General features: G+C 62.8%; 29 protein-coding genes. 5 read left to right on the forward strand and 24 right to left on the reverse strand.

The features are described from left to right. Positions 1-7 precede the first annotated feature (7 nt). Positions 8-949 carry a glycosyltransferase gene (locus LB565_RS07725; protein ID WP_224582521.1) on the forward strand — a complete coding sequence of 314 codons (942 nt, stop codon included), beginning with the start codon at positions 8-10 and terminating at the stop codon, positions 947-949. 57 nt (positions 950-1,006) lie between these two features. Continuing rightward, a complete protein-coding gene (gene waaF, locus LB565_RS07730) occupies positions 1,007-2,023 on the forward strand; it encodes a lipopolysaccharide heptosyltransferase II (RefSeq protein ID WP_224582522.1) in 1,017 nt (338 codons plus the stop codon). 72 nt (positions 2,024-2,095) lie between these two features. Here waaF and LB565_RS07735 read toward each other — a convergent pair whose 3' ends face one another. Next, a complete protein-coding gene (locus LB565_RS07735; RefSeq protein ID WP_224582558.1) occupies positions 2,096-3,613 on the reverse strand; it encodes an NAD(P)H-hydrate dehydratase in 1,518 nt (505 codons plus the stop codon). A 348-nt stretch (positions 3,614-3,961) separates the two neighbouring features. Between LB565_RS07735 and LB565_RS07740 the strand changes: the two genes are divergently transcribed. After that, positions 3,962-4,300 carry a P-II family nitrogen regulator gene (locus tag LB565_RS07740; RefSeq protein WP_018428041.1) on the forward strand — a complete coding sequence of 113 codons (339 nt, stop codon included), beginning with the start codon at positions 3,962-3,964 and terminating at the stop codon, positions 4,298-4,300. 44 nt (positions 4,301-4,344) lie between these two features. After that, on the forward strand, positions 4,345-5,754 hold the full coding sequence (gene glnA, locus LB565_RS07745; RefSeq protein ID WP_224509847.1) for a type I glutamate--ammonia ligase: 1,410 nt from the start codon (positions 4,345-4,347) through the stop codon (positions 5,752-5,754). Positions 5,755-5,937: 183 nt separating this feature from the next. On the opposite strand, the gene LB565_RS07750 is transcribed toward glnA, so the two are convergent. After that, on the reverse strand, positions 5,938-6,978 hold the full coding sequence (locus LB565_RS07750) for a glutamine synthetase beta-grasp domain-containing protein (protein WP_149803858.1): 1,041 nt from the start codon (positions 6,976-6,978) through the stop codon (positions 5,938-5,940). A 310-nt stretch (positions 6,979-7,288) separates the two neighbouring features. On the opposite strand from LB565_RS07750, the gene LB565_RS07755 reads away from it, so the two are divergent. Continuing rightward, the gene (locus LB565_RS07755) at positions 7,289-7,483 is read left to right on the forward strand and encodes a DUF2735 domain-containing protein (RefSeq protein WP_224582523.1); all 195 of its coding nucleotides are present in this window, start codon (positions 7,289-7,291) and stop codon (positions 7,481-7,483) included. Positions 7,484-7,564: 81 nt separating this feature from the next. Here LB565_RS07755 and LB565_RS07760 read toward each other — a convergent pair whose 3' ends face one another. From LB565_RS07760 to rplX, 22 genes are all read right to left on the reverse strand, one after another. Next, positions 7,565-9,454 (reverse strand): MFS transporter, encoded by a 1,890-nt coding sequence (locus LB565_RS07760; protein ID WP_224582524.1) that lies wholly within the window; start codon positions 9,452-9,454, stop codon positions 7,565-7,567. A gap of 247 nt (positions 9,455-9,701) precedes the next feature. Then, a complete protein-coding gene (locus LB565_RS07765; RefSeq protein WP_224582525.1) occupies positions 9,702-10,493 on the reverse strand; it encodes an ATP12 family chaperone protein in 792 nt (263 codons plus the stop codon). A gap of 103 nt (positions 10,494-10,596) precedes the next feature. Continuing rightward, complete coding sequence (locus tag LB565_RS07770; RefSeq protein ID WP_224582559.1) at positions 10,597-11,472, reverse strand: DMT family transporter; 876 nt, start codon at positions 11,470-11,472, stop codon at positions 10,597-10,599. Positions 11,473-11,515: 43 nt separating this feature from the next. Next, on the reverse strand, positions 11,516-12,496 hold the full coding sequence (locus LB565_RS07775; RefSeq protein ID WP_224582526.1) for an RluA family pseudouridine synthase: 981 nt from the start codon (positions 12,494-12,496) through the stop codon (positions 11,516-11,518). Between the two features lie 152 nt (positions 12,497-12,648). Further along, a complete protein-coding gene (locus LB565_RS07780) occupies positions 12,649-13,476 on the reverse strand; it encodes an aspartyl/asparaginyl beta-hydroxylase domain-containing protein (protein ID WP_224582527.1) in 828 nt (275 codons plus the stop codon). A 167-nt stretch (positions 13,477-13,643) separates the two neighbouring features. After that, positions 13,644-14,954: a replication-associated recombination protein A gene (locus LB565_RS07785; protein WP_224582528.1), complete on the reverse strand. Its 1,311-nt coding sequence runs from the start codon at positions 14,952-14,954 to the stop codon at positions 13,644-13,646. A gap of 124 nt (positions 14,955-15,078) precedes the next feature. Then, positions 15,079-16,566 carry a DegQ family serine endoprotease gene (locus tag LB565_RS07790; RefSeq protein ID WP_224582529.1) on the reverse strand — a complete coding sequence of 496 codons (1,488 nt, stop codon included), beginning with the start codon at positions 16,564-16,566 and terminating at the stop codon, positions 15,079-15,081. Between the two features lie 192 nt (positions 16,567-16,758). Then, complete coding sequence (gene rplQ / locus LB565_RS07795) at positions 16,759-17,190, reverse strand: 50S ribosomal protein L17 (protein WP_224582530.1); 432 nt, start codon at positions 17,188-17,190, stop codon at positions 16,759-16,761. Between the two features lie 104 nt (positions 17,191-17,294). Next, positions 17,295-18,305 carry a DNA-directed RNA polymerase subunit alpha gene (locus tag LB565_RS07800; protein WP_040983001.1) on the reverse strand — a complete coding sequence of 337 codons (1,011 nt, stop codon included), beginning with the start codon at positions 18,303-18,305 and terminating at the stop codon, positions 17,295-17,297. Between the two features lie 98 nt (positions 18,306-18,403). Then, a complete protein-coding gene (rpsK, locus tag LB565_RS07805) occupies positions 18,404-18,793 on the reverse strand; it encodes a 30S ribosomal protein S11 (RefSeq protein ID WP_006205444.1) in 390 nt (129 codons plus the stop codon). A gap of 127 nt (positions 18,794-18,920) precedes the next feature. Next, positions 18,921-19,289 carry a 30S ribosomal protein S13 gene (gene rpsM, locus LB565_RS07810; RefSeq protein WP_027170351.1) on the reverse strand — a complete coding sequence of 123 codons (369 nt, stop codon included), beginning with the start codon at positions 19,287-19,289 and terminating at the stop codon, positions 18,921-18,923. Between the two features lie 233 nt (positions 19,290-19,522). Beyond that, positions 19,523-20,113 (reverse strand): adenylate kinase, encoded by a 591-nt coding sequence (locus LB565_RS07815; RefSeq protein WP_224582531.1) that lies wholly within the window; start codon positions 20,111-20,113, stop codon positions 19,523-19,525. Beyond that, entirely contained in the window at positions 20,110-21,450 is a 1,341-nt protein-coding gene (gene secY / locus LB565_RS07820; RefSeq protein ID WP_224582532.1) for a preprotein translocase subunit SecY, read from the reverse strand. The genes LB565_RS07815 and secY overlap by 4 nt, the downstream gene beginning before the upstream one ends. A gap of 251 nt (positions 21,451-21,701) precedes the next feature. After that, positions 21,702-22,175 carry a 50S ribosomal protein L15 gene (gene rplO, locus LB565_RS07825; protein WP_224582533.1) on the reverse strand — a complete coding sequence of 158 codons (474 nt, stop codon included), beginning with the start codon at positions 22,173-22,175 and terminating at the stop codon, positions 21,702-21,704. Between the two features lie 22 nt (positions 22,176-22,197). Continuing rightward, positions 22,198-22,395, reverse strand: coding sequence for a 50S ribosomal protein L30 (rpmD, locus tag LB565_RS07830; protein WP_027170355.1), 198 nt, complete (start codon positions 22,393-22,395; stop codon positions 22,198-22,200). Between the two features lie 25 nt (positions 22,396-22,420). Then, positions 22,421-22,990 carry a 30S ribosomal protein S5 gene (gene rpsE, locus LB565_RS07835; protein WP_224582534.1) on the reverse strand — a complete coding sequence of 190 codons (570 nt, stop codon included), beginning with the start codon at positions 22,988-22,990 and terminating at the stop codon, positions 22,421-22,423. A gap of 77 nt (positions 22,991-23,067) precedes the next feature. After that, positions 23,068-23,430: a 50S ribosomal protein L18 gene (gene rplR, locus LB565_RS07840; protein WP_224582535.1), complete on the reverse strand. Its 363-nt coding sequence runs from the start codon at positions 23,428-23,430 to the stop codon at positions 23,068-23,070. Positions 23,431-23,567: 137 nt separating this feature from the next. Next, positions 23,568-24,101, reverse strand: a complete 534-nt coding sequence (rplF, locus tag LB565_RS07845; RefSeq protein WP_042642203.1) for a 50S ribosomal protein L6 — start codon at positions 24,099-24,101, stop codon at positions 23,568-23,570. A gap of 90 nt (positions 24,102-24,191) precedes the next feature. Beyond that, positions 24,192-24,590, reverse strand: coding sequence for a 30S ribosomal protein S8 (gene rpsH, locus LB565_RS07850; protein ID WP_042642201.1), 399 nt, complete (start codon positions 24,588-24,590; stop codon positions 24,192-24,194). Positions 24,591-24,602: 12 nt separating this feature from the next. Continuing rightward, positions 24,603-24,908 carry a 30S ribosomal protein S14 gene (gene rpsN / locus LB565_RS07855; RefSeq protein WP_042642199.1) on the reverse strand — a complete coding sequence of 102 codons (306 nt, stop codon included), beginning with the start codon at positions 24,906-24,908 and terminating at the stop codon, positions 24,603-24,605. Between the two features lie 26 nt (positions 24,909-24,934). Further along, positions 24,935-25,513: a 50S ribosomal protein L5 gene (rplE, locus tag LB565_RS07860; protein ID WP_224582536.1), complete on the reverse strand. Its 579-nt coding sequence runs from the start codon at positions 25,511-25,513 to the stop codon at positions 24,935-24,937. After that, on the reverse strand, positions 25,506-25,820 hold the full coding sequence (gene rplX / locus LB565_RS07865) for a 50S ribosomal protein L24 (protein ID WP_042642195.1): 315 nt from the start codon (positions 25,818-25,820) through the stop codon (positions 25,506-25,508). Before rplX ends, rplE begins: the two co-directional genes overlap by 8 nt. Between the last annotated feature and the right edge of the window lies 1 nt (position 25,821).

Here is a 25,821-nt window from a genome sequence, read left to right on the forward strand (position 1 = left end):
ATAAGAAATGCGCATAACCCTTGCAGCCCAGAGCCTCATTCCAGCGAAGGGGTATGGCGGCACACAGCGTCAGGTCGAGTGGCTGATCACCGAACTGGTCAGGCTCGGGCACCATGTGGTCCTGATCGCCGCGCCGGGATCGTCGCATCCACTATGCGAGGTCAGGCATGCGATCAGCGATGCCGAGTGCCGGGCGGCGATTCCACGCGACACGCAGATCGTCAATCTCCACGCCTGGAAGGTAGAGGTCCCCTTTCCGACGCTCAACACCGAGCACGGTCATCTTCCGGATTATCCACGGCCGCAGCCCAACTGGAACTTTCTCAGCGCTCGCCATGCCGAGCTGCATGGCCGCAAGACCTTCGTCTACAATGGTTTTCCGGTGGACGCCTATCGCCTGGCACCGTCGAAGAACGACCATTTGTTTTTCATGGCGGCCATCGCGCGGGCCGGAAAGGGGCTGAACCGGGCGGTGGACCTGGCGAAGAAATTCGACTTCACCCTCGATATCGCCGGCGGCTCGCGCTGGAAGCTGCTCGGCCGCAGCAAGACACGTCGCGAGGGCGTGTTTTTCAAGAGCATTTCCGCCCGCTACCGCTTTCACGGCATGGTCGACGGCCAGGACAAATTGCGCCTGCTGGGTGAATCGAAGGCATTTCTCAACCCGATCTCCTGGGAGGAGCCGTTCGGCATGGCGCAGGTCGAGGCCATGCTGTGCGGCACGCCCGTGCTCACCACACCGCGCGGCGCGCTCGTCGAAACCGTCGATGCGGATACCGGCCGGTTCTTCGAGTCCGACGAGGAGTTCGGGCGCGGTTTTGCCGAGGCCGGAGGCCTGTCCGCGCAGCGATGCCGGCAGTCTGCGGCGGACAGATTCCCGATCGAGAAAACGGCAAAAGCCTATCTGGAACTCTATGCCCGCATCCTTGATGGCGAAGCGCTTCCGTGACAAATCACCGTCATGCTCGCCATTGGCAGCGGCTGTTCCAGATCAAAAAGGTAGCGCTTGTTGCGTCCCATCCTCGTCTTCTGCTTGCCGGCGATCGGTGATTTCATCCGTTGCCATTCGGCAATCCGGATACTTGCCGAGAAGTTCCCCGAGCATCCGATCGACGTCGCCACCTCGCCGCTCGCCGCGCCGCTGGCGCGGCTGATGCCGCATATCCGCAAGACCTGGATCGTTGAGAAGCACTGGAGGCCCGGGCTGAAAGAGCGCGCAGGTCTGGCGCGCGAAATCCGCAAGGAGAACTACCAGGCGGCCTATATGCTCACCAGCAGCACCAAGGCCGCGCTTGTGCCATGGCTGGCCGGCATACCGGAGCGTATCGGCTATCCGCGCGAATTCCAGTTCGGCATCATCAACCGCCTTCCCGCCGGCTGGCCGAAGAGCTTCGTGGCGTTCGGCCCGCGCAAGACGAGATTGTTCGAGCAAGTCTGCGCGATCGCGATGCTGGGCGAGAAGCCTGGCGATGACATGCGCCTGCCTGCGCCGCAAATGGCGGTTTCAGCCGAGGAACTTTCCGATTGGCGCGCCCGGCATGGAATCGATCCGGCGCGGCCGGCGCTGGCGCTCTACACCTCGGCTTTCAGCAATTTCCGTTCATGGCCGGCGGAGCGGTTTATCTCGGTAGCGCAGGATCACGCCCGGCGCGGCTGGTCGGTTTGGCTCATCGGCGGCCCGCGCGAACGCGAGGCCGCCGCCCAAATCCGGGCAGCGCTTCCGGAGGCGGTGGATTTCACATCGACACCGCAACTGACCGACGCCATATGCCAGATCGCCGCCTCGACTGCGTTTCTCGGCGTCGATGGCGGGCTCTGCCATGCGGCCGCGGCCTTGGGCGGACCATGCGTGCTTATCTTCGGATCGAACCGCTCCTATGAGACCGGACCGGTAAACGACCAGGTCCGCTATCTCGAGCCGCCGATTTCGACGCCGAGCTGGGTCCAGGACACACGCGGTGTCAGCGAGGAACGTGTTCTTGCCGCTTTGGCCGACGCCATGAGGGAGCCGCGCCCCAGGTAGGTTGCCTGACCTATTCCTCGGCTGCCGCGCCGAAGCCGGCGTCCATGCCGGCGCGCGGGCGGCGCCGCAATTTCATCGGACAGCGCTCTGCGCCAGTTCGCGGAGGACCGGCACCATCGCCAGCGGCAGGTCTTCGGCAATCAAGCCCGGTCCGAATCGGCTGCCGGCTTCGGCATGGATCCAGACTCCTGCGCAAGCCGCTTCGAAGGCCGGCATGCCTTGGGCAAGCAGGCCCGCGATGAGGCCCGCCAGCACGTCGCCTGAACCGGCGGTTGCGAGCCAAGGCGCGCCATTGCTGTTGATCCCGGCGCGGCCGTCCGGCGAGGCGATCACGCTGTCGGCGCCCTTGTAGACGATCACGGCGTTGGCGCGCCGCGCGGCTTCGCGCGCCTTGGCCAGCTTCGACAAGGCCTTGTCGGCGGCAATGTCGCCAAACAGCCTGCCGAACTCACCCTCATGCGGCGTCATGATCAACGCCGGCGCGTCCGGTCTGCCGGCCGCCTCGAATAGTGTCGAGGCCGCATTACGGAAAGACGTGATGCCGTCGGCGTCGAGCACGAGGCCCTCGACGCCGCCGTCCTGGCGGTTTTTGGCGAGCACGGCGAGCGTGAAATCGCGCGCCTTGTCGCCGATGCCAAAGCCGGGGCCGAGAACGAAGGCGGACGGCCGGCGATCGCCGATAAGGTCGTGCACGTCTTCGATCGCGTCGACCTTGCGCAGCATGATCGAGGTCAGATGCGCCGCGTTGACCTGCATGGCCTTCGCCGGCGACAGCACGGTGACGGCCCCTGCCCCGCTTCTTGCGGCCGCAAGCGCCGCGAGGCGCGCCGCACCCGTCGCGGATGGTCCGCCTGAAAAGACGCTTGCATGGCCGCGCCTGTACTTATGCGTGTCGACGGCCGGCGCGGGGAAGTTCGCGATCCAGAGCCCGGGCCTGTTCTCGAAGGCTCGCGGCGCGATCGCGTCGATGATCTCGTCACGAATGCCGATATCGGCCAACACGATCTCGCCGCAGCGCTCGCGGCCAGGCAGAAGCAGGTGCCCAGGCTTTTTTCGCGCGAAGGTCACCGTGAGCGCCGCGCGAAATGCCGAGCCGAGGATTTCGCCGCTTTCGCCGGAAACGCCCGAAGGCAGGTCGATCGCGACAACCGGCAGGTTCAGCCTGGTCACGGCGTCGACCGCGCCTTTGGCGTCGCCGGCGAGAGGCTTCGACAGGCCCGCGCCGTAGATCGCGTCGACAACCAGCGAGCCGGCTTCCGCGGCGAAAGCCGAAAGCGGGTGCTGCTCCAGAGCGCAATCAGCCGCCGCAAGCGCGGCGTCGCTGCCTGCCCGCGGTTTGCCCGATGTCCACAGGGCCACATCGACGCCGGCCTCGGCCAGCAGCCGCGCCACGACATAGCCGTCGCCGCCATTGTTGCCGGGACCGCACAGCACGTGCACTTTCTTCGCGCCAGGGTAGCGCGCCAGCACGGCGGCAGCGACTGCCTCGCCGGCACGTTGCATCAAGCGATAGCCGTCGAGCGGCCCGGCCGCGATCGTCAGTCTGTCGACCTCGGCCATTTCGGCCGGCGATAGAAGTTCATTGCGCATGGGATTGCCGATCTCCATGCGATCAAGCATTGTCCAGTTTTCGGTTCGAAGCAAACCAGCGCGATTGCGGCATTATCTTGCACATGCGGTCGCGTCCGAGAGGGTTCTGCTTGCAAGTTGCGCTGTCTGCCCATTTTTTGCGCAGACCTGAGGAGGGGCGATGTACAGGCTTTGGGCGTCCATGACGCACGCGATGCAGCGGATGACGCGAATTTGCATCCGTGTGCGGCATGGGCTCGAAAACGCCCCTCACCGCCTGCACTCCTCACGATTGGCACGCTTCGTGCTTGATGAAGGCGCAAGCGGGGCACACAACCCGTCTTCTTGGCAGTGGAGGCCACTTTTTACATGAAAAAGATCGAAGCGATCATCAAGCCATTCAAGCTGGACGAAGTGAAGGAAGCGCTTCAGGAGGCCGGACTGCAAGGCATCACCGTCACCGAAGCCAAGGGCTTCGGCCGCCAGAAGGGTCACACCGAGCTTTATCGCGGCGCCGAATATGTCGTCGATTTCCTGCCCAAGGTGAAGATCGAGGTGGTGCTCGGCGACGAGGCCGTGGAAGGCGCCATCGAGGCCATCCGCAAGGCGGCGCAGACCGGCCGCATTGGCGATGGAAAAATCTTCGTCTCCAACATAGAGGAAGTCGTGCGCATCCGCACCGGCGAGACCGGCATCGACGCCATCTGACCCTTCAATCCATTCCGGACGTCATCACACAGGGAAGAAATGACATGACGACAGCCAAAGACATCATGAAGCAGATCAAGGATAACGACGTGAAATTCGTCGACCTGCGCTTCACCGATCCGCGGGGCAAGCTGCAGCATGTGACGATGGATGTCGTCGAGGTCGAGGAGGACATGTTCGCCGATGGCGTCATGTTCGACGGCTCCTCGATCGCCGGCTGGAAGGCGATCAACGAGTCCGACATGGTGCTGATGCCCGACACCGATACCGTCCACATGGATCCGTTCTTCGCGCAGTCGACCATGGTCATCCTGTGCGACATCCTCGATCCGGTCTCGGGCGAGGCCTATAACCGCGATCCGCGCGGCACCGCCAAGAAGGCCGAAGCCTATATGAAGTCGGAAGGCATCGGCGACACGATCTATGTCGGCCCGGAGGCCGAGTTCTTCGTGTTCGACGACGTCAAGTACAAGGCCGATCCCTACAACACCGGCTTCCGGCTCGACTCGACCGAACTGCCCTCCAACGACGATACCGACTACGAGACCGGCAATCTTGGCCACCGCCCGCGCATCAAGGGCGGCTATTTCCCGGTGCCGCCGATCGATTCTTGCCAGGACATGCGCTCCGAGATGCTGACCGTGCTCGCCGAGATGGGCGTGCGGGTCGAAAAGCATCATCATGAGGTCGCCGCCGCGCAGCACGAGCTCGGCATCAAGTTCGACACGCTGGTGCGCAACGCCGACAAGATGCTGATCTACAAATATGTCGTGCATCAGGTCGCCAACGCCTACGGCAAAACGGCCACCTTCATGCCGAAGCCGGTGTTCGGCGACAACGGCTCGGGCATGCATGTGCACCAGTCGATCTGGAAGGGCGGCAAGCCGACCTTCGCCGGCAACGAATATGCCGGCCTGTCGGAGAGCTGCCTCTATTACATCGGCGGCATCATCAAGCACGCCAAGGCGATCAACGCCTTCACCAATCCGCTCACCAACTCCTACAAGCGTCTGGTGCCGGGCTATGAGGCACCGGTGCTGCTCGCCTATTCGGCGCGCAATCGTTCGGCTTCCTGCCGCATTCCGTTCGGCTCGTCGCCGAAGTCGAAGCGCGTCGAGGTCCGCTTCCCCGACCCGGGCGCGAACCCCTATCTCGGCTTCGCCGCCATGCTGATGGCCGGCCTCGACGGCATCAAGAACAAGATCCATCCGGGACAGCCGATGGACAAGGATCTTTACGACCTGCCGCCGAAGGAACTGAAGAAGATCCCGACCGTCTGCGGCTCGCTGCGCGAAGCGCTGCAGAGCCTCGACAAGGACCGCGGCTTCCTGAAGGCCGGCGGCGTCTTCGACGATGACCAGATCGACTCTTATATCGAACTCAAGATGGCCGAGGTCATGCGCTTCGAAATGACCCCGCATCCGGTCGAGTACGACATGTACTATTCGGTCTAAGCTGCTACATTTTCGAAAAAAGAGCCCCGGCAAAAAATTTGCCGGGGTTCTTTTTTGGCCACATGCATGGAAGCCGCAATCGGCCTGGCGCGATGTTCACGAAAAAAGCCCCGGTGGTCTTTTTCCACCGGGGCTTTTTCGTCGAGAGGCTGACTGCGGACCGCAGCTCGCGCCGATAAGGGATCAGGCGGCCGCCGAGACCTTCGCGTCGGTCGAAACCTGCGAGATCGTCTTCAGCACCTGCGAGGCGATCTGGTAGGGGTCGCCCTGCGAGTTCGGGCGACGGTCTTCCAGGTAGCCCTTGTAGTCGTTCTTGACGAAGGAGTGCGGCACGCGGATCGAAGCGCCCCGGTCGGCGACGCCGTAGGAGAACTTGTTCCACGGCGCGGTCTCATGCTTGCCGGTCAGGCGCTTGTCGTTGTCCGGACCGTAGACGGCGATGTGATCCATCAGGTTCTTCTCGAACTGCGCCATCAGCGCCTCGAAATAAGCCTTGCCGCCAACTTCACGCATGTACTTGGTCGAGAAATTGCAGTGCATGCCCGAGCCGTTCCAGTCCGTGTCGCCGAGCGGCTTGCAGTGGAACTCGATGTCGATGCCATATTTTTCGGTCAGGCGCAGCAGCAGGTAGCGCGCCATCCAGATCTGGTCGGCGGCCTTCTTGGAGCCCTTGCCGAAAATCTGGAATTCCCACTGGCCTTTGGCCACTTCGGCATTGATGCCTTCATGGTTGATGCCGGCGGCGAGGCAGAGGTCAAGATGCTCCTCGACGATCTGGCGGGCGACGTCGCCGACATTCTTGTAGCCGACGCCGGTGTAATACGGGCCCTGCGGGGCCGGATAGCCGCTCTCGGGGAAGCCGAGGGGGCGGCCGTCCTTGTAGAAGAAATATTCCTGCTCGAAGCCGAACCAAGCGTCCTCGTCGTCGAGGATGGTGGCGCGGCTGTTCGATTCATGCGGGGTAACGCCATCGGGCATCATGACTTCGCACATGACCAGGATGCCGTTGGTGCGGGCCGGATCCGGATAAAGCGCAACCGGCTTCAGCACGCAATCGGAGCTGCGGCCCTCAGCCTGGTTCGTGGAGGAACCATCGAAGCCCCATAGCGGCAGCTGCTCGAGCGTCGGGAACTCGGCAAACTCCTTGATCTGGGTCTTGCCGCGCAGATTGGGGGTCGGGGTGTAGCCGTCGAGCCAGATGTACTCGAGCTTGTATTTGGTCATTCCAGTGCCTCTCGTTGCTTGATCACCGCCAAACGGTGGCGACGCTCGGCCGGCTGGAGCCGGCCTGCCGACGGTTAAAAAGCAATTCGTATGCCACTCGGCCTCCACCGGGTGCGGCAAAATGGTCATGGCAACGCGTTGATTTTGTTGAGCCGCTTCAGCAATGCGCCTGGATCGTTCAGGCGCCAATTTTGCTTATAAAATAGGCAATTACTGATCTTTTTGTAAGCATATTGCCTAAAGGAATCGCAGGACATATTTTGATGGGAAAGTGAATCGGTATGCTCCTGAAAAGACGAGGAGGTCGGCAATGCAAGTCACGCCATCGCGACCGTCGGCAAAAATCCTGCTGTTCCCGCTTGCAGCACGCAAGTCTGCCTCAAATTTAGGCGCCAAGGCCAAATTCGCGGCAGAACTTGCAGCACTTCGCGGCGAGCACGCCGATTTCGACGGCTGGTACCACGAGGCGGCGATCGAGGAAGAGAACCAGCAGCGCAAGAGCTGATCACCACTTTCCAGTCCGACACGCGAAAAGCCCGGCGCGATCACTCGCGCCGGGCTTTTTGATTACAGAAGGCTCGATCGGCTACTGCTTGGCGTGCAGGTCTGTGCCGAGCGTATCCCTGACGAAGATCATGCCGATGATGAGCGACATTGCCGCGATGATCACCGGGTACCAGAGACCGTAGTAGATATCGCCCTTATAGGCGCTGAGGGCGAACACCGTCGCCGGCAGCAGACCGCCGAACCAGCCATTGCCGATGTGGTAAGGCAGCGACATGCCGGTGTAGCGGATGCGGGTCGGGAACATCTCGACCAGGATCGCGGCGATCGGCCCATAGACCATGGTGACGAACAGCACCAGGATGAACAGGATGCCGATCGTGAGCGGCCAGTTGATGGCTGCCGGATCGGCAGTCATGGCGAACGGACCGCCGCCCGGGATGGTGTAGACGGTAACTTCCGGCGCGCCGGCAGCCTCCTCCTTGGTCAGCAGCTTGTCGGCGATCGCCTTGTCGGTCGGAACCGTCGCCTTTTCGCCGCCGCGGATGGCCGCGGCATCGAGCTTGAGTTCGGGATTGGCCGCGATGAAGGCGTCGAGCTTCTGGTCCGGAACCTTGGCTGCTGCGCGCTTCAGCGGGTAGCCGCCGTCCTGCAGTGACATGTTCACCGCTTTCTGGAAGGCCGCCTCCTTGGCCTTGGCCTGATCGCCAGCGGCAACGGCGTCATAGGACGGTACCGTCTCATTGCCGATCTTGACCGTGGCAGCGGTGCCGGGTGCCGCCGTCGCAACGACGTCGTAAGGCACTGAGTTCTTGGTCAGGAATGACGTCGCGATATCACAGGATGTCGTGAACTTCGCCGTGCCGACAGGATTGAACTGGAACTTGCAGTCGCCGGGCGCCGCCGTCACTGTCGCGCGGGTGTTCTGCTGCGCGGTGGCCAGAGCCGGATTGGCGGCCCAGGTAAGCGCCTTGAACAGCGGGAAGGTACAGACGATACCCAACGCGAGCCCGGCCATGATGATGGGCTTGCGGCCGATCTTGTCCGACAGCCAGCCAAACACGACGAAGAAGATCGAGCCGACGGCAAGCGCGATGGCGATCATGACGTTGACCGACCATGCGTCGACCTTCAGCACGTTCTGCAGGAAGAACAGGGCGTAAAACTGCCCGTTGTACCAGATCACGGCCTGGCCGGCGGTGAGGCCGAGCAGCGCCAGAAGGGCGATCTTGGCGTTCTTCCACTGACCGAAAGCTTCCGTTAACGGCGCCTTCGAGCCCTTGCCTTCCTCCTTCATGCGCTGGAAGGTCGGCGACTCCGAAAGCGACAGCCGGATCCAGATCGAGATGGCGAGCAGTAAGAACGAGACGATGAAGGGGATGCGCCAACCCCAATTCGCGTACGTCTCCTTGCTGAGCGAGCCCTGGACGATCAGGATGACGATCAGCGACAGGAACAGGCCGAGCGTCGCCGTGGTCTGGATCCAGGACGTGTAGTAGCCGCGTCGGTCGTCCGGCGCGTGTTCGGCGACATAGGTCGCGGCACCGCCATACTCGCCGCCAAGCGCAAGGCCCTGCAGCATGCGCAGCCCGATCAGGATCACGGGCGCCGCAATGCCCCAACTGGCATAACCGGGCAGCAGGCCGACCAGGAAGGTGGACAGGCCCATGATCGTCATGGTTACGAGGAAGGTGTATTTGCGGCCGACGAGATCGCCGATCCGGCCGAACACGAGCGCGCCGAACGGACGGACAAGGAATCCGGCGGCAAAAGCCAGCAGCGCGAATATATTGCGCGTCGCCTCCGGGATCGCCGGGCTGAAGAAGGTCGAGCCTATGAAGGCTGCCAGCGAGCCGTAGAGATAAAAATCATACCATTCGAAAACGGTACCGAGCGAGGAGGCGAAGATGACTTTCTTCTCCTCCCGCGTCATGCCGCGGCTGGTTCCGCCGGCGGTCGAAGCCATTGCCATTTATATATCCTCCCGTGAGATCCCGTCTGTCCTCGATGGCTGCGCGCCACCGTCCGCGCTCCTCCGAACGCGGACTCAAAACGCAGCCAACGAAGGAAAAATGACAGAAAGGGCGGGCGAAAGGCACCGCGACGATGGGATTATGACTTTGGTATTAGGTGCGCTGCGAAAGCTGCGCGACACTTGGAGTGGCTCAGCTTTGCGCAATTCTTGAGCAGAAGGCCGCTGCCCACCTCCTGGGATTGCTTTAGCCTTGCAGCGCCTCGAGCAGGCTGACCGCCGCCATCATGTCGCGCTTGCGGGCCGAGCGACGCGCCACCGCCTCGGCATCCTGGCCCCAATGCTCGATCTGCCAGTCCTCGTCGACATGGGCCGCCGTCCAAGCTTCCTCGGCGTCGATCTCGCCGAAATCGACGGCTAAAGCCAGCAGCGCCGAACCGGTCAGCGCCGTCATGACATGGATGGCGGCCAGCCGCATCGGCTCGGAGCGTTGGCCAAGATGCGCGCCGAGGACGGCGATGGTTTCGCGCGGCTGCTCGACATGGATGACGCCTTCGGCAAGATTGAAGCGCGCGCCGAGGCTGCTGCGTGCCCAGTCGAGCACCGGATCCCAGAGTCTGTTCTGGCGATCGACCAGTCCCTGCGGACCGTCGGCCCGGTAGCATAAAAGATCGGACGAGGCGAAGCGCAGCACGTCTTCCAGCACCGCCTGCGGATCGGAGGCGACGCCGTCAATGGCGGTGTTGACGAGGCGCATGACGGGCATCGTCACGGGATCGATGACCTCGGTTTGCGCGCTGAATTCATCGGCCACAAGTGCGGCAGCCTTTTCGGTCGGCAGCACCATCATGGCCTTGCCCGGCGTGCGCACCGGCCGTCCGTCAAGATGGATGGCAAAACCGTTCTCGACGGGAGCCACCGAAACGGCCTTGTAGAAACGCTTCGGCAGCGGCGTCTTCATCTGGATCTGGGCGCGGCGCACGGGATCGGGATCGGACAGCAATTTTCCGGCTTCGAGGTCTTCGAGGATTTCGCGCATGCCGAACTCCTTAAAGCAATTCCAGGAAAAATGTGAAGCGGTTTTCCGTCCGGAATTGCGTCAAAACAAAGAGATAGAGCAGCTTGCCGTTCGGCGAGCTGATCTACGGTGTTGGCTGCCTGCGCGCCGGCCGGTTGACGATGATCAGGCCGGCGGCAATCAGGCCGAGCGCCAGGATTATCCTGGCCGTCGGCGGCTCGCCCAACAGCACCGCGCCGCACAGAACGCCGAACACCGGCGACAGGAAAGCGAAGCTCGACAGACCGGCCGCCGGATAGCGCGTGAGCAGCCAGAACCACAACACATAGGTGAAGGCGACGATATAGAAAGACTGGAACAGCAGCGCCAGTGTCGGCAAAGCGGCAACCGCGCGGATCGGCGGACCGGCGAAAGGCATCACCAGGAGACCAACGACGGCGGCGCCGGCCAGCTGATAGAGCAGCAGCTTCTCCGCACTCGTCTCGACCAGCTTCGATCGCTTGATGACGATGCTGGTCGCCGCCCAGAGAATGCCCGAGCCGAGACTGAGCAGATCGCCTGTCAGTTTCGCGTCGCTGCCGGCAGTAATGCCGTCGGAGAAAACCGCCGCCAGGCCGCAGAAGGCGAGAACAAGCCCGCCGAGCTTGCGCGCGTTGATGCGCTCGCCAAGCAGGAAGTGTCCGCCGACCAGCACCCAGAACGGCATGGTGTTGACCAGGAGCGTGTTGCGGGCAACGGTCGTATATTCGAGCCCGATATAGAGGCAGAGGAACTCGATGCCGAAGAGCACGCCGACGACGATGCCGGCGGCCAGCGTCCCGTCCGCTTCGAAGAGCTTGATGCCGCGCAGCCGGCACCAGGCGAACACGCAAGCTCCCCCGATGAGCGAACGTGCGATCGAGACGAAAACAGGGTCGTAGCCAGCGTATGAGACCTTGGCGGCGACGTAATTCAGGCCCCAGGAAAAGGTCAGCCCGACCATGATGACCGCCGCGGCCATGTCGACCGCATCGCGGCGATCCAGCGCGGGGGCGACAGCCAAGTCAGTCCTCCGCGCTCTGGTCGTCGAAGCCGATCAGGTTCCAGCTCTGGCGCATATGCGGCGGCATAGGCGCCGTCACGTCGATTACACCCTGGTCGGGATGCGGGATAATGATGCGGCGCGCATGCAGGTGCAGGCGGTTCTGGATGCCGCCCGGGAAATCCCAGTTGATATCGGCCTCGAAATATTTGGGGTCGCCAATGATCGGGCAACCTATGTAGGCGGCGTGAACGCGAAGCTGGTGAGTGCGGCCGGTATAGGGCTCCATCTCCAGCCAGGTCATCGTCTGCGCCGCCTGCTCGATGACACGGTAATAGGAGACGGCGTGGTCGGCGCCCTTCTCTCCATGCGCGGCCACGCGCACGCGGTCGCCATCCTCCGTCGGCTCCTTGATCAGCCAGGTCGAGATCTTGTCCTCGCGCTTGGGCGGCACGCCCTTGACCAGCGCCCAGTAGGTTTTCTTGGTTTCGCGCGCGCGGAACGCTTCCGAAAGCTTCATCGCTGCAAGACGGGTGCGGGCAACCACCAGCACGCCGGACGTGTCGCGGTCGAGGCGGTGGACGAGGCGGGGCTTCTCGCCCTTCTGGTTGCGCCAGGCTTCCAGCATGTCGTCGACATTGCGGGTAACGCCGGAGCCGCCCTGCACGGCGAGGCCGGCGGGCTTGTTGAAGACGAAGACTTTCGGATCCTCGTGCAGAAGCATCTTGGCGAGCACATCGGCATCGCCTTGATTGCGGATCGAGTGGCCGGTGAGTGGAGCATCGCCCTTCTTGTCGACGTCGAGCGGCGGAACGCGGACCGACTGGCCGGGCTCGACGCGCGTGTCGGCCTTCACTCGGCCGCCGTCGACGCGGATCTGCCCCGAACGCAACAGCTTTTGCAGGTGGCCAAAGCCGAGGCCCGGGTAATGGACCTTGAACCAGCGGTCGAGCCGCATGCCCGCCTCGCCGGCCTCAATCGTGATCTGTTCAACACCTGCCATGACTACGCTTTTCCGTTTGAAAGCGGGGCCATAGCACTAAGGCGAGCATGTTGCGAGCCAAAGACCCAACAAAGCGCGACGATTACCCCAAGCGGAGCCACGCGAGGCTCGGCCGCACGCCGGCCGAACTTGCGATTGAAGAAGCGCCGTGATCAGTTCGCGGCGGCCTTCGGCTTGGACGAGCCGATCATCTTCCAGTTCTTGTAGAAGATGGAGTTGATGCGCTCCACGCTGACCGAGACGATGGCGAGAAGGCCCGCGATCAGTTTTGGGAACGGAGATGGGCGGATGATGTCGACGAAGACGCAATAGCGGCGGCCGTCATATTCGTTGACGGAGCGGTGGAACAGCGTGTCGTCGAAGATGAACAAGGGATTGTCGTACCAGTAGTTCTTCTTGCTGCCGCACTGGACGAAGATCTCCGCCTGCACGGGAATCAGATTGTAGAGGATGCGCAGGCTGAGCCGGAGCGGGCCGAAATGCCAGGACGTGGATTCGCGTTTGCTGAAAACGGATACCGCGATCGTCTTGATGTATTTGTAATCCCTGTTGAATTCGGGAACGTTCTCGATCTTGTGCTTGCCGTACCACTGGTAGACATACATGCCGCGTCGGCCGGCGCCGAAATTGGCGTCGATGTCGGCGATGATCTCGTCCTTGCGCGCCTTGAAGACGCTCAGCACCTCATTGATCTCGCGCTGATAGTCCTCGGGGAACTGCTCGGGCTTCCAGACGCCGGGATTGCGGTAGCAGAGAAGGTCGACGATCAGGTTGAACGGCGACAACAGCCAGGTGAACAGGCCGTTGCCGAGGAAGTAACGCTCGAACAGGTTCCGGTCCTTCTGGTCGTTGCGCATGACATCGATCAGGCCGCAGACGACCCAGATGGCGGCCAGGATCGGTATGAAATAGAAGGCGAGCGCGAGAACTACGACGGCGATGGCGGCCTTGCGGAGCGTCTTGACGGTTTGCTTTGTCATTGTCATTCGCGCGGGAGCGCGATCCTGTTCCATGGGACAAAATCACGGCGACCCCCGCCAGCCGTGCGTCTTGATAGGATTTTTTGTTTCCCGGCACAATGCCGCAGCAGGTGTGGTCCACCATGGCGTGGCTCGGCGACGAAGCGTGCCGACCGGGGCCGCGGAACTCAGTTGTTCCGTTCGCTGCGCAGCTTTGCCCAGTATTCCAGTCGCTTGCGGATATCGCGCTCGAAACCGCGTTCCGGCGGATCGTAGAAAGTGTGCCGGCCCATCTTCTCCGGAAAATAGTCCTGGCCTGAAAACGCGTCCGGCTCGTCATGGTCGTAGCGATAGCCGGCGCCGTAATCCTCCTGCTTCATCAGCTTGGTCGGCGCATTGAGAATGTGCTTGGGCGGCAGCAGCGAGCCGAACTCCTTGGCCGCCGCGGTCGCAGCCTTGAAGGCTGTGTAGACAGCGTTCGATTTCGGCGCCGTGGCCAGATAGACGGCGGCCTGGGCGAAGGCGAGCTCGCCCTCGGGCGAGCCAAGATAGTCATAGGCGTCCTTGGCCGCATTGGCGACGACAAGCGCCTGAGGATCGGCGAGCCCGATATCCTCTATCGCCATACGCACCAGCCGGCGGCCAAGATAGAGCGGATCCTCGCCGGCATCGAACATGCGGGCAAGATAATAGAGCGCCGCATCCGGATCGGAACCGCGCACCGATTTGTGCAGCGCCGAGATCAGATTGTAATGGCCGTCCTGGCCCTTGTCGTAGATCGGCGCGCGGCGCTGGATGACGCGTTGCAGGCCTTCCGGGCCGAACACCTCGCCCTTCTTTGCGGCGCGCCAGACTTCCTCCGCCAGCGTCAGCGAGGCGCGGCCGTCGCCATCCGCCATGCGGATCAGCATCGCGCGCGCCTCTTCGTCGAGCGGCAGCGCCCTGCCCTCGGTTTCTTCCGCCCGGGCCAGAAGCTTGGCGATGCTTTCCTCGCCCAGCGAACGGAACACCAACACACGCGCTCGCGACAGAAGTGCTGCATTGAGCTCAAAGGACGGGTTCTCCGTGGTGGCGCCGACCAGCACCACGGTGCCGTCTTCCATCACCGGCAAAAAACCGTCCTGCTGGGCGCGGTTGAAGCGATGGATCTCGTCGACGAAGAGCAGCGTCTGGCGGCCATTGGCGCGCCTGAGCTTCGCCGCCTCGAACACTTTCTTGAGGTCCGCGACACCGGAAAACACGGCAGATATCTGCTCGAAGGCAAGATTGGTCTCGCCGGCGAGCAGCCGCGCCACCGTCGTCTTGCCGGTGCCGGGCGGACCCCAGAAGATCATCGAGCCGAGCGAACCGGAATCGATTAGCCTGGTCAGCGCTCCGTCCGGGCCGGTCAGATGCTCCTGGCCGACGACCTCGCCGAGGTTTTTCGGGCGCAGCCGATCGGCCAGCGGCCGCCCGGGCGGCGCCTTTTCCGGCTCATCGGAACTGAACAGATCGGCCATGCAAGTCTTTTGGTTGAAACGCGATTCCGCTCTTTTAAGAGCATGATCTTGTCCGAACACCGGTTCCCGCTTTTTGCTATGCGGACCTTCAGTTCGGGATCATGCTCTAAATGGGCAGATCGCCTCAGTAACGCAACACCTGGCGCAGTATCTGCCCGCCGCGCTCGACGGTAAAGCGCCACCAGCGCGTGTCCTGCTGGGCAACCTGCGCCAGCGTTGCCGCGGTCTCGATGGTGGTGCCGTTCACCTCGCGTACGATATCGCCCGGCTGGAAGCCGAAATCGGCGGCCGGCGAATCGCGGCTGATATCAATCACGGTGACGCCCTTGAGATCGGTGCGCAGGCCAAGCCGCTGGGCAAGTCTGGGCGAAAGCTCCGCGACCTTGGCGCCGGAAAAGGGACTGCGGCCACGCAGAGTGACCTCACTGGGCTTGGCGCCTTCCGGCGCGCGCTCCAGCGGGATTTCCAGCGTCGCCTGCTGCCCCTTGCTCAGCACGGCGAACGTCGCCTTGGTTCCGATCGACAGCGTCGCCATGCGGTAGTCGAGCGCCTCGATGCCTTCGACCGGCGTGTTGTTGAGCGACAGGATGACGTCGCCGGGCTTCAGACCAACCTTGCCGGCAGGCCCCGCCGCGTCCACGGACGACACCAGGGCGCCGGTCGGCTTCTCCATGCCGAGCGATTCCGCGATCTGCGGGGTCACCATTTCGAATTCTGCGCCGATATAGGGACGCTCGAAGAAGTCCAACCCGGCCTTGGCGGCGTCGGCGAAGGCGCGCACCATGTTCGAGGGGATGGCGAAGCCAATGCCGATCGAGCCGCCGCTGCGGCTGTAGATCGCCGTGTTGATGCCGACCAGCTGACCGCCCATGTTGATCAGCGCGCCGCCCGAATTGCCGGGATTGATGGCCGCATCGGTCTGGATGAAATAGCCCGAATCCGAAACGCCGATATGGCTGCGTGCAAGCGCCGAGACGATGCCGCTGGTGGTGGTCTGGCCGACGCCGAACGGATTGCCGATGGCGAGCACCAGGTCGCCGACCTCGAGCGCGTCGGAATCACCGATGGCAATCACCGGAAACGGCTTGTCGGCCGAGATCTTGAGCACGGCGAGATCGAGCGTCTCGTCCTTGAGCATGACCTTGGACGTGAATTCGCGTCCGTCGGCGGTCGCGACCTTCACCTCGTCGGCATCTTTGATGACATGGAAGTTGGTGACGATGACGCCGCTCGGATCGACAAGCACGCCGGAGCCCAGCGAGGACTGCGCGCGCGGCTGGGCGCGGCCGAAGAACTCCTCGAAGAAGGGGTCGCCCTCGAAAGGCGACGTCACCTTGGCGGTCTGCGAGGCATAGACATTGACGACGGCCGGGGCCGTCTGCTTGACCAGCGGCGCAAAGGAGAGTTGCACCTCCTCGCGGCCGAACGGCACGCGCTTGTCAGGTCCGGACGTGCCGTTCTCGCCTTCGACGCCATGCAGCAGGTCCGTCAGCACATCGGAGAGGCCCGGATCGGCCGGCTTGGCGGCGTTCTCGGCAAAAGCCTGTCTTGCGGCCGGTGCCGCGGCGAAGACGGCCAGCGCGGCAACAAGAAACACTCGTTTGAGGTGCATTTTCGAATCCCTCCAGATCGGGCGCCATTGTCTCGACGAATGTGCAGAATGAAAGGCTAATGCACACAAATGCGACACTTGTCGCGCAAAAGCTTGAGCCTAGGCGTGAAATTCCGCTCACTCGGCTCAAACCTGCTCCAAATGCAAAAAGGGGCCCGTAGGCCCCTCGAAGTCATTGGCGAAACAGCGACCTCAGGCGGCCGCGTTTTCCTCATTGGCGCCTTCCGCCTCGATACGGGCGCGGTCGGCGGCGCCCTTGGCCGAGGTGTCGCGGTCGACGAATTCGATGACCGCCATCGCGGCGTTGTCGCCCTTGCGGAAACCCGCCTTCATGATGCGCAGATAGCCACCGTTGCGTTGCGCGTAACGCGGCGCAAGCGTGTCGAACAGGCGCTTCACGACCGACTCGTTGCCGATCTGGGCGATGACCTGACGACGGGCGTGCAGGTCGCCGCGCTTGCCGAGCGTGACGAGCTTCTCGACGATCGGACGCAGGTCCTTCGCCTTCGGCAGAGTGGTGACGATCTGCTCATGCTCGATCAGAGACACGGCGAGATTGGCGAACATCGACTTGCGGTGGCTTACGCTGCGGGCGAAGCGACGGCCTTTGAAACCGTGGCGCATGGCTCTTTTCCTTCTTCAGTTGTTCAAGAGGCCACGGCCTCTGATGGTTTTCCGCATGACCGTCGGACCGAGCGGCTCTCGCCGCCGATCCTTGGAATTCATGCTCAATATTGGTCTTCGTAACGCTTGGCGAGATCTTCGATGTTTTCCGGTGGCCAGTCCGGCACTTCCATGCCGAGATGCAGGCCCATGGCCGCCAGCACTTCCTTGATCTCGTTCAGCGACTTGCGGCCGAAGTTCGGGGTGCGCAGCATCTCGGCTTCGGTCTTCTGGATCAGGTCGCCGATATAGACGATGTTGTCGTTCTTCAGGCAGTTGGCCGAACGCACCGAAAGCTCGAGCTCGTCGACCTTCTTGAGCAGCGCCGGGTTGAAGGCGAGCTCGGTGACGGCTTCGGCGGCGACTTCCTTCTGCGGCTCGTCGAAATTGACGAACAGCGCGAGCTGGTCCTGCAGGATGCGGGCGGCGAACGCGACCGCGTCCTCGCCCGAGATCGAGCCGTTGGTCTCGATGGTCATGGTCAGCTTGTCATAGTCGAGCACTTGGCCCTCGCGGGTGTTCTCGACCTTGTAGGAGACCTTCTTGACCGGCGAGTAGAGGCTGTCGACCGGGATCAGGCCGATCGGTGCGTCCTCGGCGCGGTTGCGCTCTGCCGGGACATAGCCCTTGCCGGTGTCGACGGTGAACTCCATGCGGATCTCGGCGCCCTCGTCCAGCGTGCAGATGACGTGGTCGGGGTTGAGGATCTCGACGTCGCCCACGGTCTGGATGTCGCCGGCGAGCACGGCGCCCGGCCCTTGCTTGCGCACGACCATGCGCTTGGGACCATCGCCTTCCATACGGATGGCGATTTCCTTGATGTTGAGCACGATGTCGGTCACGTCCTCGCGCACGCCGGCGATGGACGAGAATTCATGCAGCACGCCGTCGATCTGCACGGCGGTGACAGCCGCGCCGCGCAGCGAAGACAGAAGCACGCGCCGCAGCGCGTTGCCAAGCGTGAGGCCAAAGCCGCGCTCGAGCGGCTCGGCCACTAGCGTGGTCAGCGTCTTCTTCTTCGACGAGAACTCGATCTTGTTCGGCTTGATCAGTTCCTGCCAGTTTTTCTGGATCATAAATATCTTCCTTCCTTTGCCCCGCCACCATCCAATCGTGGCGGGCGACACGGAAAACCGCGGAGGAACGCCGTGGCGTTCGCGCGGCGTTTAAAAAATCAGACGCGGCGCTTCTTGCGCGGACGGCAGCCATTGTGCGGGATCGGCGTCACGTCGCGGATCGAGGTGATGGTGAAGCCTGCGGCCTGTAGCGCGCGAAGGGCCGATTCACGGCCGGAGCCGGGTCCGCAGACCTCGACCTCGAGCATGCGCATGCCGTGTTCCTGCGCCTTCTTGGCGACGTCCTCGGCAGCCATCTGGGCAGCGAACGGGGTCGACTTGCGCGAACCCTTGAAGCCCTGCGCACCGGCCGACGACCAGGCAATCGAATTGCCCTGCGCGTCGGTGATGGTGATCATGGTGTTGTTAAAGGTCGAATTGACGTGGGCAACGCCCGACGAGATGTTCTTGCGTTCGCGACGGCGAACACGAGCGGCTTCCTTGGCCATGGTAGTCCTTTCAGTTGATCTCTACACCGCCGTAATGCCAGCGGCTCCACCTTGGAAAAGCGAGTAGTGAGTAGGGAATAGCGAATAGGGTCCCCTACTCGCTAACGGCTACTCGCTATTCGCTCAATTACTTCTTCTTGCCGGCGATCGCCTTGGCCGGGCCCTTGCGGGTGCGCGCATTGGTGTGCGTGCGCTGGCCACGGACCGGCAGCGAGCGGCGGTGACGCAGGCCGCGGTAGCAGCCGAGGTCCATGAGCCGCTTGATGTTCATCGAGACTTCGCGGCGCAGGTCGCCTTCGACCTGGTAGTCGCGGTCGATCGTCTCGCGGATCTGCAGCACTTCCGCGTCGGTCAGCTGGTTGACGCGGCGGTCCGCCGGGATGCCGACCTTGTCGACGATCTCCTGGGCAAACTTCTTGCCGATGCCGTGAATGTACTGAAGCGCAATGACGACGCGCTTGTTGGTCGGAATATTGACGCCGGCTATACGAGCCATTTTCTTCTCTTTCTCCATGTGGGCCGGGCATGCCCGGCGCTGTCGAAGTTGCCCCGCGTCCGGTGGAGGCCGGCCCTTGCGGGAGTTTCCTGGTTCAAAGCGGATGCCTTGCCCGCAAGGGCAAGCAAAGTCCATGCCTGATAGGAAGACGGGCCGCCATACCCCAACGGCCCCCTCCAGTCAAGCGCAATCGTCAATTGCCGCCAAGCGCAATCTTCAATTGTCGGCCCGGCCTACTTCGCCGCGGCCGCGAGCACCTTGCCGATCTCGGCTGTCACGGCATCGATACTGGCCATGCCGTCGACGGTCTTGAGCTTGCCTTTGGCGTAGTAGTAGCCGGTCAGCGGCGCCGTCTTCTTGTAGTATTCGCGCAGGCGTTCCTCAAACACCTCCGGATTGTCGTCCTTGCGCACCGGCTGGCCGGCAGCCTTGGCGTCCTCGGCGCGTTTGACGATTCGGCCAACCAGCGCCTTGTCGTCGACGACCAGCTCGATGACGGTGTCGAGCGCAATGCCGCGCTCGGCAAGCATCGCCTCGACCGCGTCCGCCTGGACCAGCGTGCGCGGATAGCCATCGAGGATGAAGCCCTTGGCGCAATCCGACTGATCGATGCGTTCGGCGACGATGGCGTTGACGATCGCATCCGAAACCAGCTCACCCGCATCCATCACCGCCTTGGCGCGCTTGCCGACCTCGGTTCCGGCCTGGACGGCGGCACGCAGCATGTCGCCCGTCGAGAGCTGCGGGATGCCGTATTCTTCTACCAGTCTTTGTGCTTGCGTCCCCTTGCCCGCTCCTGGCGGCCCAAGCAATATCAGCCTCATCTGCTCCTCTTACCCCCGCGCAACTTCGACTTCTTGATCAGGCCCTCATACTGGTGCGCGATCAGGTGGCCCTGAATCTGCGCCACCGTGTCGAGCGTGACACTGACCACGATCAGAAGCGATGTGCCACCGAGATAGAAAGGTACGCCAGTCGCCGAAATCAGGAACTCCGGCAGCAGACAGACCAGCACCAGGTAAATGGCGCCGACGACGGTGATACGCGTCAGAACATAGTCGATATAGTCGGCCGTGCGCTCACCCGGACGATAGCCCGGGATGAAGCCGGAATGCTTCTTGAGCTGGTCGGCCGTGTCCTTCGGATTGAAGACGATCGCCGTGTAGAAGAAGGCGAAGAAGACGATCATTCCTGCGTAGAAGATCATGTAGAGCGGCTGGCCGTGGCCGAGCGAGGCCAGGATCGTGCTTGCCCAGGCCGGCATGTTGGTCGCCTGCGAGAAGCCCGCGACGGTAGCCGGCAGAAGCAGCAGCGAGGACGCGAAGATCGGCGGGATGACGCCCGAGGTGTTGAGCTTCAGCGGCAAATGCGAGGTATCGCCCTGGAACATGCGGTTGCCGACCTGGCGCTTCGGATACTGGATGAGCAGGCGGCGCTGCGCGCGCTCGAAGAAGACGATGAGCGCAATGACGATAATGGCCAGAACGATGATCGCGAGGATGAGGCCCGTCGACAGCGCGCCGGTGCGGCCGAGCTCCAGCGTGCCGGAGATCGCCCGCGGCAGGCCGGCGACGATGCCGGAGAAGATGATCAGCGAAATGCCGTTGCCGATGCCGCGCGCCGTGATCTGCTCGCCGAGCCACATCAGGAACATGGTGCCGCCGACCAGCGTGACGACGGTCGAGATGCGGAAGAACATGCCGGGATCGTTGACGATGCCGTTGCCGCCTTCGAGGCCGATCGAAATGCCATAGGCCTGGATCAGCGCCAGAAGCACTGTGCCGTAGCGCGTGTACTGGTTGATGATCTTGCGGCCCTGCTCGCCTTCCTTCTTCAGCGCTTCCAGCGACGGGATGACCGAGGTCATCAGCTGCATGATGATGGAGGCGGAGATGTAGGGCATGATGCCTAGCGCGAAGATCGCCATGCGCTGCACGGCGCCGCCGGCGAACATGTTGAACATGCCGAGCACGCCCTTGCTCTGCGAGGAGAAGGCCTGGGCGAAAGCGTCGGGGTTGATGCCGGGAAGCGGGATATAGGTGCCGAGGCGGTAGACGAGCAGCGCGCCGATGGTGAACCAGATGCGCTTCTTGAGATCCTCGGCCTTGGCGAAGGCCGCAAAATTCAGATTGGAGGCTAGTTGTTCAGCAGCCGAAGCCATGCCTGATTCTCCGCTAGAGCATGATGCCGAAAAATATGGAGCGGTTTTCGGACGATACCGTGCTCTACTTCATTGATTTCTGTGTCACGCTCTATGCCCGCAGGCGCGCGTGTCACCGAAGCTCACGAGATAAGCTCCGGACCTTAAACATGCAAGCGGCCGCGTTGACGCGGCCGCCCAATTCATCTGGTCAAAGCGCGGTTCGACGGAAAATGCGAAATCATCCCGGTCGGCCGCGCTTCAAATCGCCGTTACTCGGCGGCGGCCGCTTCCGGCAGCTTGACCGAACCGCCGGCCTTCTCGATCTTCTCGATCGCGGCCTTGGAGGCGCCGGCGACGTCGAAGGAGAGCTTGGCCTTGAGCTCGCCGTCGGACAGCACGCGCACGCCGTCCTTGGCACGGCGGATGACGCCGGCGGCAACCAGGGCCTCGGCCGTCACGGCCGCCTTGGCATCGAGCTTCTTGGCGTCGATCGCCGCCTGGATCTTGGCCAGCGACACAATCGCGAAGCTCTTGCCGAACAGGTTGTCGAAGCCGCGCTTCGGCAGGCGCCGGTAAAGCGGCATCTGGCCACCCTCGAAGCCGTTGATGGCAACGCCCGAACGGGCCTTCTGGCCCTTGACGCCGCGACCGGCGGTCTTGCCCGAGCCGGAGCCGATGCCGCGACCGAGGCGCTTCTTGGAGTGCGTGGCGCCGTCCTTGTCACGCAGATCGTTGAGTTTCATCATTCTTCTCCTGCGCTTCCGTTCAGGCCTCGTCCACGACGCGGACGAGGTGCTGGACGGCGGCGATCATGCCGCGCACGGAAGGGGTGTCTTCCAGGGTGCGCCGCTTGTGCATCTTGTTCAGGCCGAGGCCGACCAGCGTCGCGCGCTGCTCTTTCGGCCGGCGGATCGGGGAGCCGATCTGCTCGACGGTAATGGTCTTGGTAGCTTTCTTGGCCATGGTCGAAATCCCTGGTCAGCGTCGACTATTCTTCAGCCGCAACGGCGGAGCCGCGGCGGGCCTGAAGGGTCGAGTACTTGATGCCACGCGCAGCAGCCACATCCTTCGGATGCATCTGGCTCTTCAGCGCGTCGAAGGTGGCGCGAACCATGTTGTAGGGGTTCGACGAACCCATCGACTTGGCGACCACGTCATGCATGCCGAGCGTCTCGAAGACAGCGCGCATCGGACCGCCGGCAATGATGCCGGTACCCTGCTTGGCGGCGCGCAGCAGAACGCGTCCGGCGCCCCAACGGCCCTCGACGTCGTGATGCAGCGTGCGGCCCGAACGCAGCGGCACGAAGATCATGTCGCGCTTGGCCGATTCGGTCGCCTTGCGGATGGCTTCCGGCACTTCGCGCGCCTTGCCGTGGCCGAAGCCGACGCGGCCCTTCTGGTCGCCGACGACGACGAGAGCGGCAAAGCCGAAACGACGGCCACCCTTCACCACCTTGGCGACGCGGTTGATGTGGACGAGCTTGTCCACCATGCCGTCGTCACGCTCTTCGCGTTCACGCTCTCGGCCGCGGCCGCCTTCTCTACGTTCCTGTGCCATATCCTAGTCCTTGTTCTTTTCCGGAAGCACGGGTTGCTGTTTGCCGACGCCGTTTTCGGGTCGTCAGCGGCTAAAAATCAGAAGCTGAGGCCGCCTTCGCGCGCTGCCTCGGCCAGCGCCTTGACGCGGCCGTGATAAATATATGGGCCGCGGTCGAAGACGACTTCCTTGACGCCCGCCTTGGCGGCGCGCTCGGCGATCAGCTTGCCGACGGCAGCGGCGGCAGCGGTGTCGGCGCCGGTCTTGAGCGAACCCTTGAGGTCCTTCTCGAGCGTCGAGGCGGCGGCCAGCGTGTGGCCGTTGGCGTCGTCGATCACCTGAGCGTAAATGTTCTTCGACGTACGGTGCACCGAAAGCCGCGGACGCTCGCCGGCGACCTTCTTCAGCTGACGGCGCACGCGCTGCGCGCGGCGTTGGATGGTTTCTTTGGGGCTTGCCATAATGTCAGTTCCTTGCCTTCAGAAAACGGGGGCAACCCTGTGCGGTAGGCCAAGCCTCCCGCGGCCGCTCCCCGCGGCGTTACACTTCTCCGGCTTGGCCTTTCCGAAAAGTCTGCGCCTTTTCGGGGCCAGGCCGATTACTTCTTCTTGCCTTCCTTGCGCACGATGCGCTCGTCGGCATAGCGCACGCCCTTGCCCTTGTAGGGCTCGGGACCGCGATATTCGCGGATCTCGGCGGCGACCTGGCCGACCTGCTGCTTATCGATACCCGAGACCGTGATTTCGGTCGGCTTCGGCACCGTGATGGTGATGCCCTGGGGCGTCTCATAGACCACGTCGTGGCTGAAGCCGAGGGCCAGCTGCAGGTTCTTGCCCTGCAGCGCCGCGCGATAGCCGACGCCGGTGATCTCGAGCTTCTTCTCGAAGCCGTCCTTCACGCCCTGCAGGATGTTGACTATCTGCGTGCGCGACATGCCCCACTTGGAGCGGGCGGTCTTGGTCTGGTCGCGCGGCTCGACGGAGATCTCGTTGTTCTCCATCTTGACCAGCACTTCGTCGTTCACCACGAACTTCAGCTCGCCCTTCGGGCCCTTCGCCGTCACGGTCTGGCCGTTGACGGAGGCGGTCACGCCCTGCGGCAGCGAAACGGGTTTCTTTCCGATACGAGACATTTTGTTGTCCTCGTCACTTCTTTGGTTTCAGGTTCCAGTTCCCGGGCGCGATCCCGAGAACCGAAGCCCATTCATCAATCTCGCGCCGGATCAGAAGATCTGGCAGAGGATCTCGCCGCCGACATTCTGCTCGCGCGCTTCATGGTCGGCCATGACGCCCTTCGGCGTCGAGAGGATGGCAATGCCGAGGCCGTTGGCGACCTGCGGGATCGACTTGGCCGAGACATAGACGCGGCGGCCAGGCTTCGAGACGCGCTCGATCTCGCGCACCACCGGGGCACCGTCGAAATACTTCAGCTCGATCTCGATTTCCGACTTGCCGTTCTCGAAGTCGGTCTGGCTGTAGTCGCGGATATAGCCTTCCGACTTCAGCACTTCGAGGACGCGGGCGCGCAGACGCGAGGCCGGGGTCGAAACGCTCGACTTCTTGCGGCCATAGGCGTTGCGGATGCGGGTCAGCATATCGCCGAGAGGATCGCTCAATGACATCTCAGTGTCTCCTTACCAGCTCGACTTGACCAGGCCCGGGATCTGGCCGGTATTGCCCAGATCGCGAAGCGCGATACGCGAAAGCTTCAGCTTGCGATAGTAGGCGCGCGGACGGCCCGTCACCTCGCAGCGGTTGCGGATGCGGATCTTGGCCGAGTTGCGCGGCAGCGCCGAAAGCTTCAACTGGGCGCGGAAACGCTCTTCCATCGGCTTGGACTGATCCATGATGATGGCCTTGAGCGCCGTGCGCTTGGCGGCGTACTGGTCGGCGAGCTTGCGGCGCCGGTTGTTCTTCTCGACTGAGCTGGTCTTTGCCATTTCAGATTTTTCCTTTTTCGCTGCCGTTACTGGCGGAAGGGGAAGTTGAAGGCCTTGAGCAACGCTCTGGCCTCGTCATCCGTCTTCGCCGTCGTACAAACGATGACGTCCATGCCCCAGACCTGATCAACCTTGTCGTAGTTGATCTCCGGGAACACGATGTGTTCCTTGATGCCCATGGCGTAGTTGCCACGGCCGTCAAAGCTCTTCGGGTTCAGTCCGCGGAAGTCGCGAACGCGCGGCAGCGCGATGTTCACGAGGCGGTCGAGGAACTCGTACATGCGTTCCTTGCGCAGCGTGACCTTGGCGCCGATCGGCATGTTCTCGCGCACCTTGAAGCCGGCAATCGAGTTGCGGGCGCGGGTGACGACGGCCTTCTGGCCGGCGATCAGCGCCAGATCCTCGGCCGCGACCGAGGGCTTCTTGGAGTCTGCGGTTGCTTCGCCGACACCCATGTTCAGCACGATCTTGTCGATGCGCGGAACCTGCATGTCGTTCTCGTAGCCGAACTGCTCCTGCATCGCCTTGCGGATGGTCTCGTTGTAGACCTTCTTGAGGCGCGGCTCGTTCTTGGCAGTTGCCTGCTTGGTTTCAGCCTTAGCCATTGATGACTTCTCCCGAACGCTTGGCGACGCGCACCTTCTTGCCATCCTTCTGGATGGTGAAGCCGACGCGGGTCGGCTTGCCGTCCTTGGGGTCGGCCAGCGCGATATTCGACAGGTGGATCGGCGCTTCCTTGGTGATGATCCCGCCCTCTTGGGACTGGGTCTGCTTCTGGTGACGGCGTATGAGGTTCACGCCACGGACAACCGCGGTGTCTTCCTTCGGCTGCACCGACAGGACTTCGCCCGAACGGCCCTTGTCCTTGCCGGCAAGCACGACGACCTTGTCGCCTTTTTTGATCTTTTGCATT

The organism is Mesorhizobium sp. CA14, from assembly GCF_020165195.1.
Classification (GTDB): domain Bacteria; phylum Pseudomonadota; class Alphaproteobacteria; order Rhizobiales; family Rhizobiaceae; genus Mesorhizobium.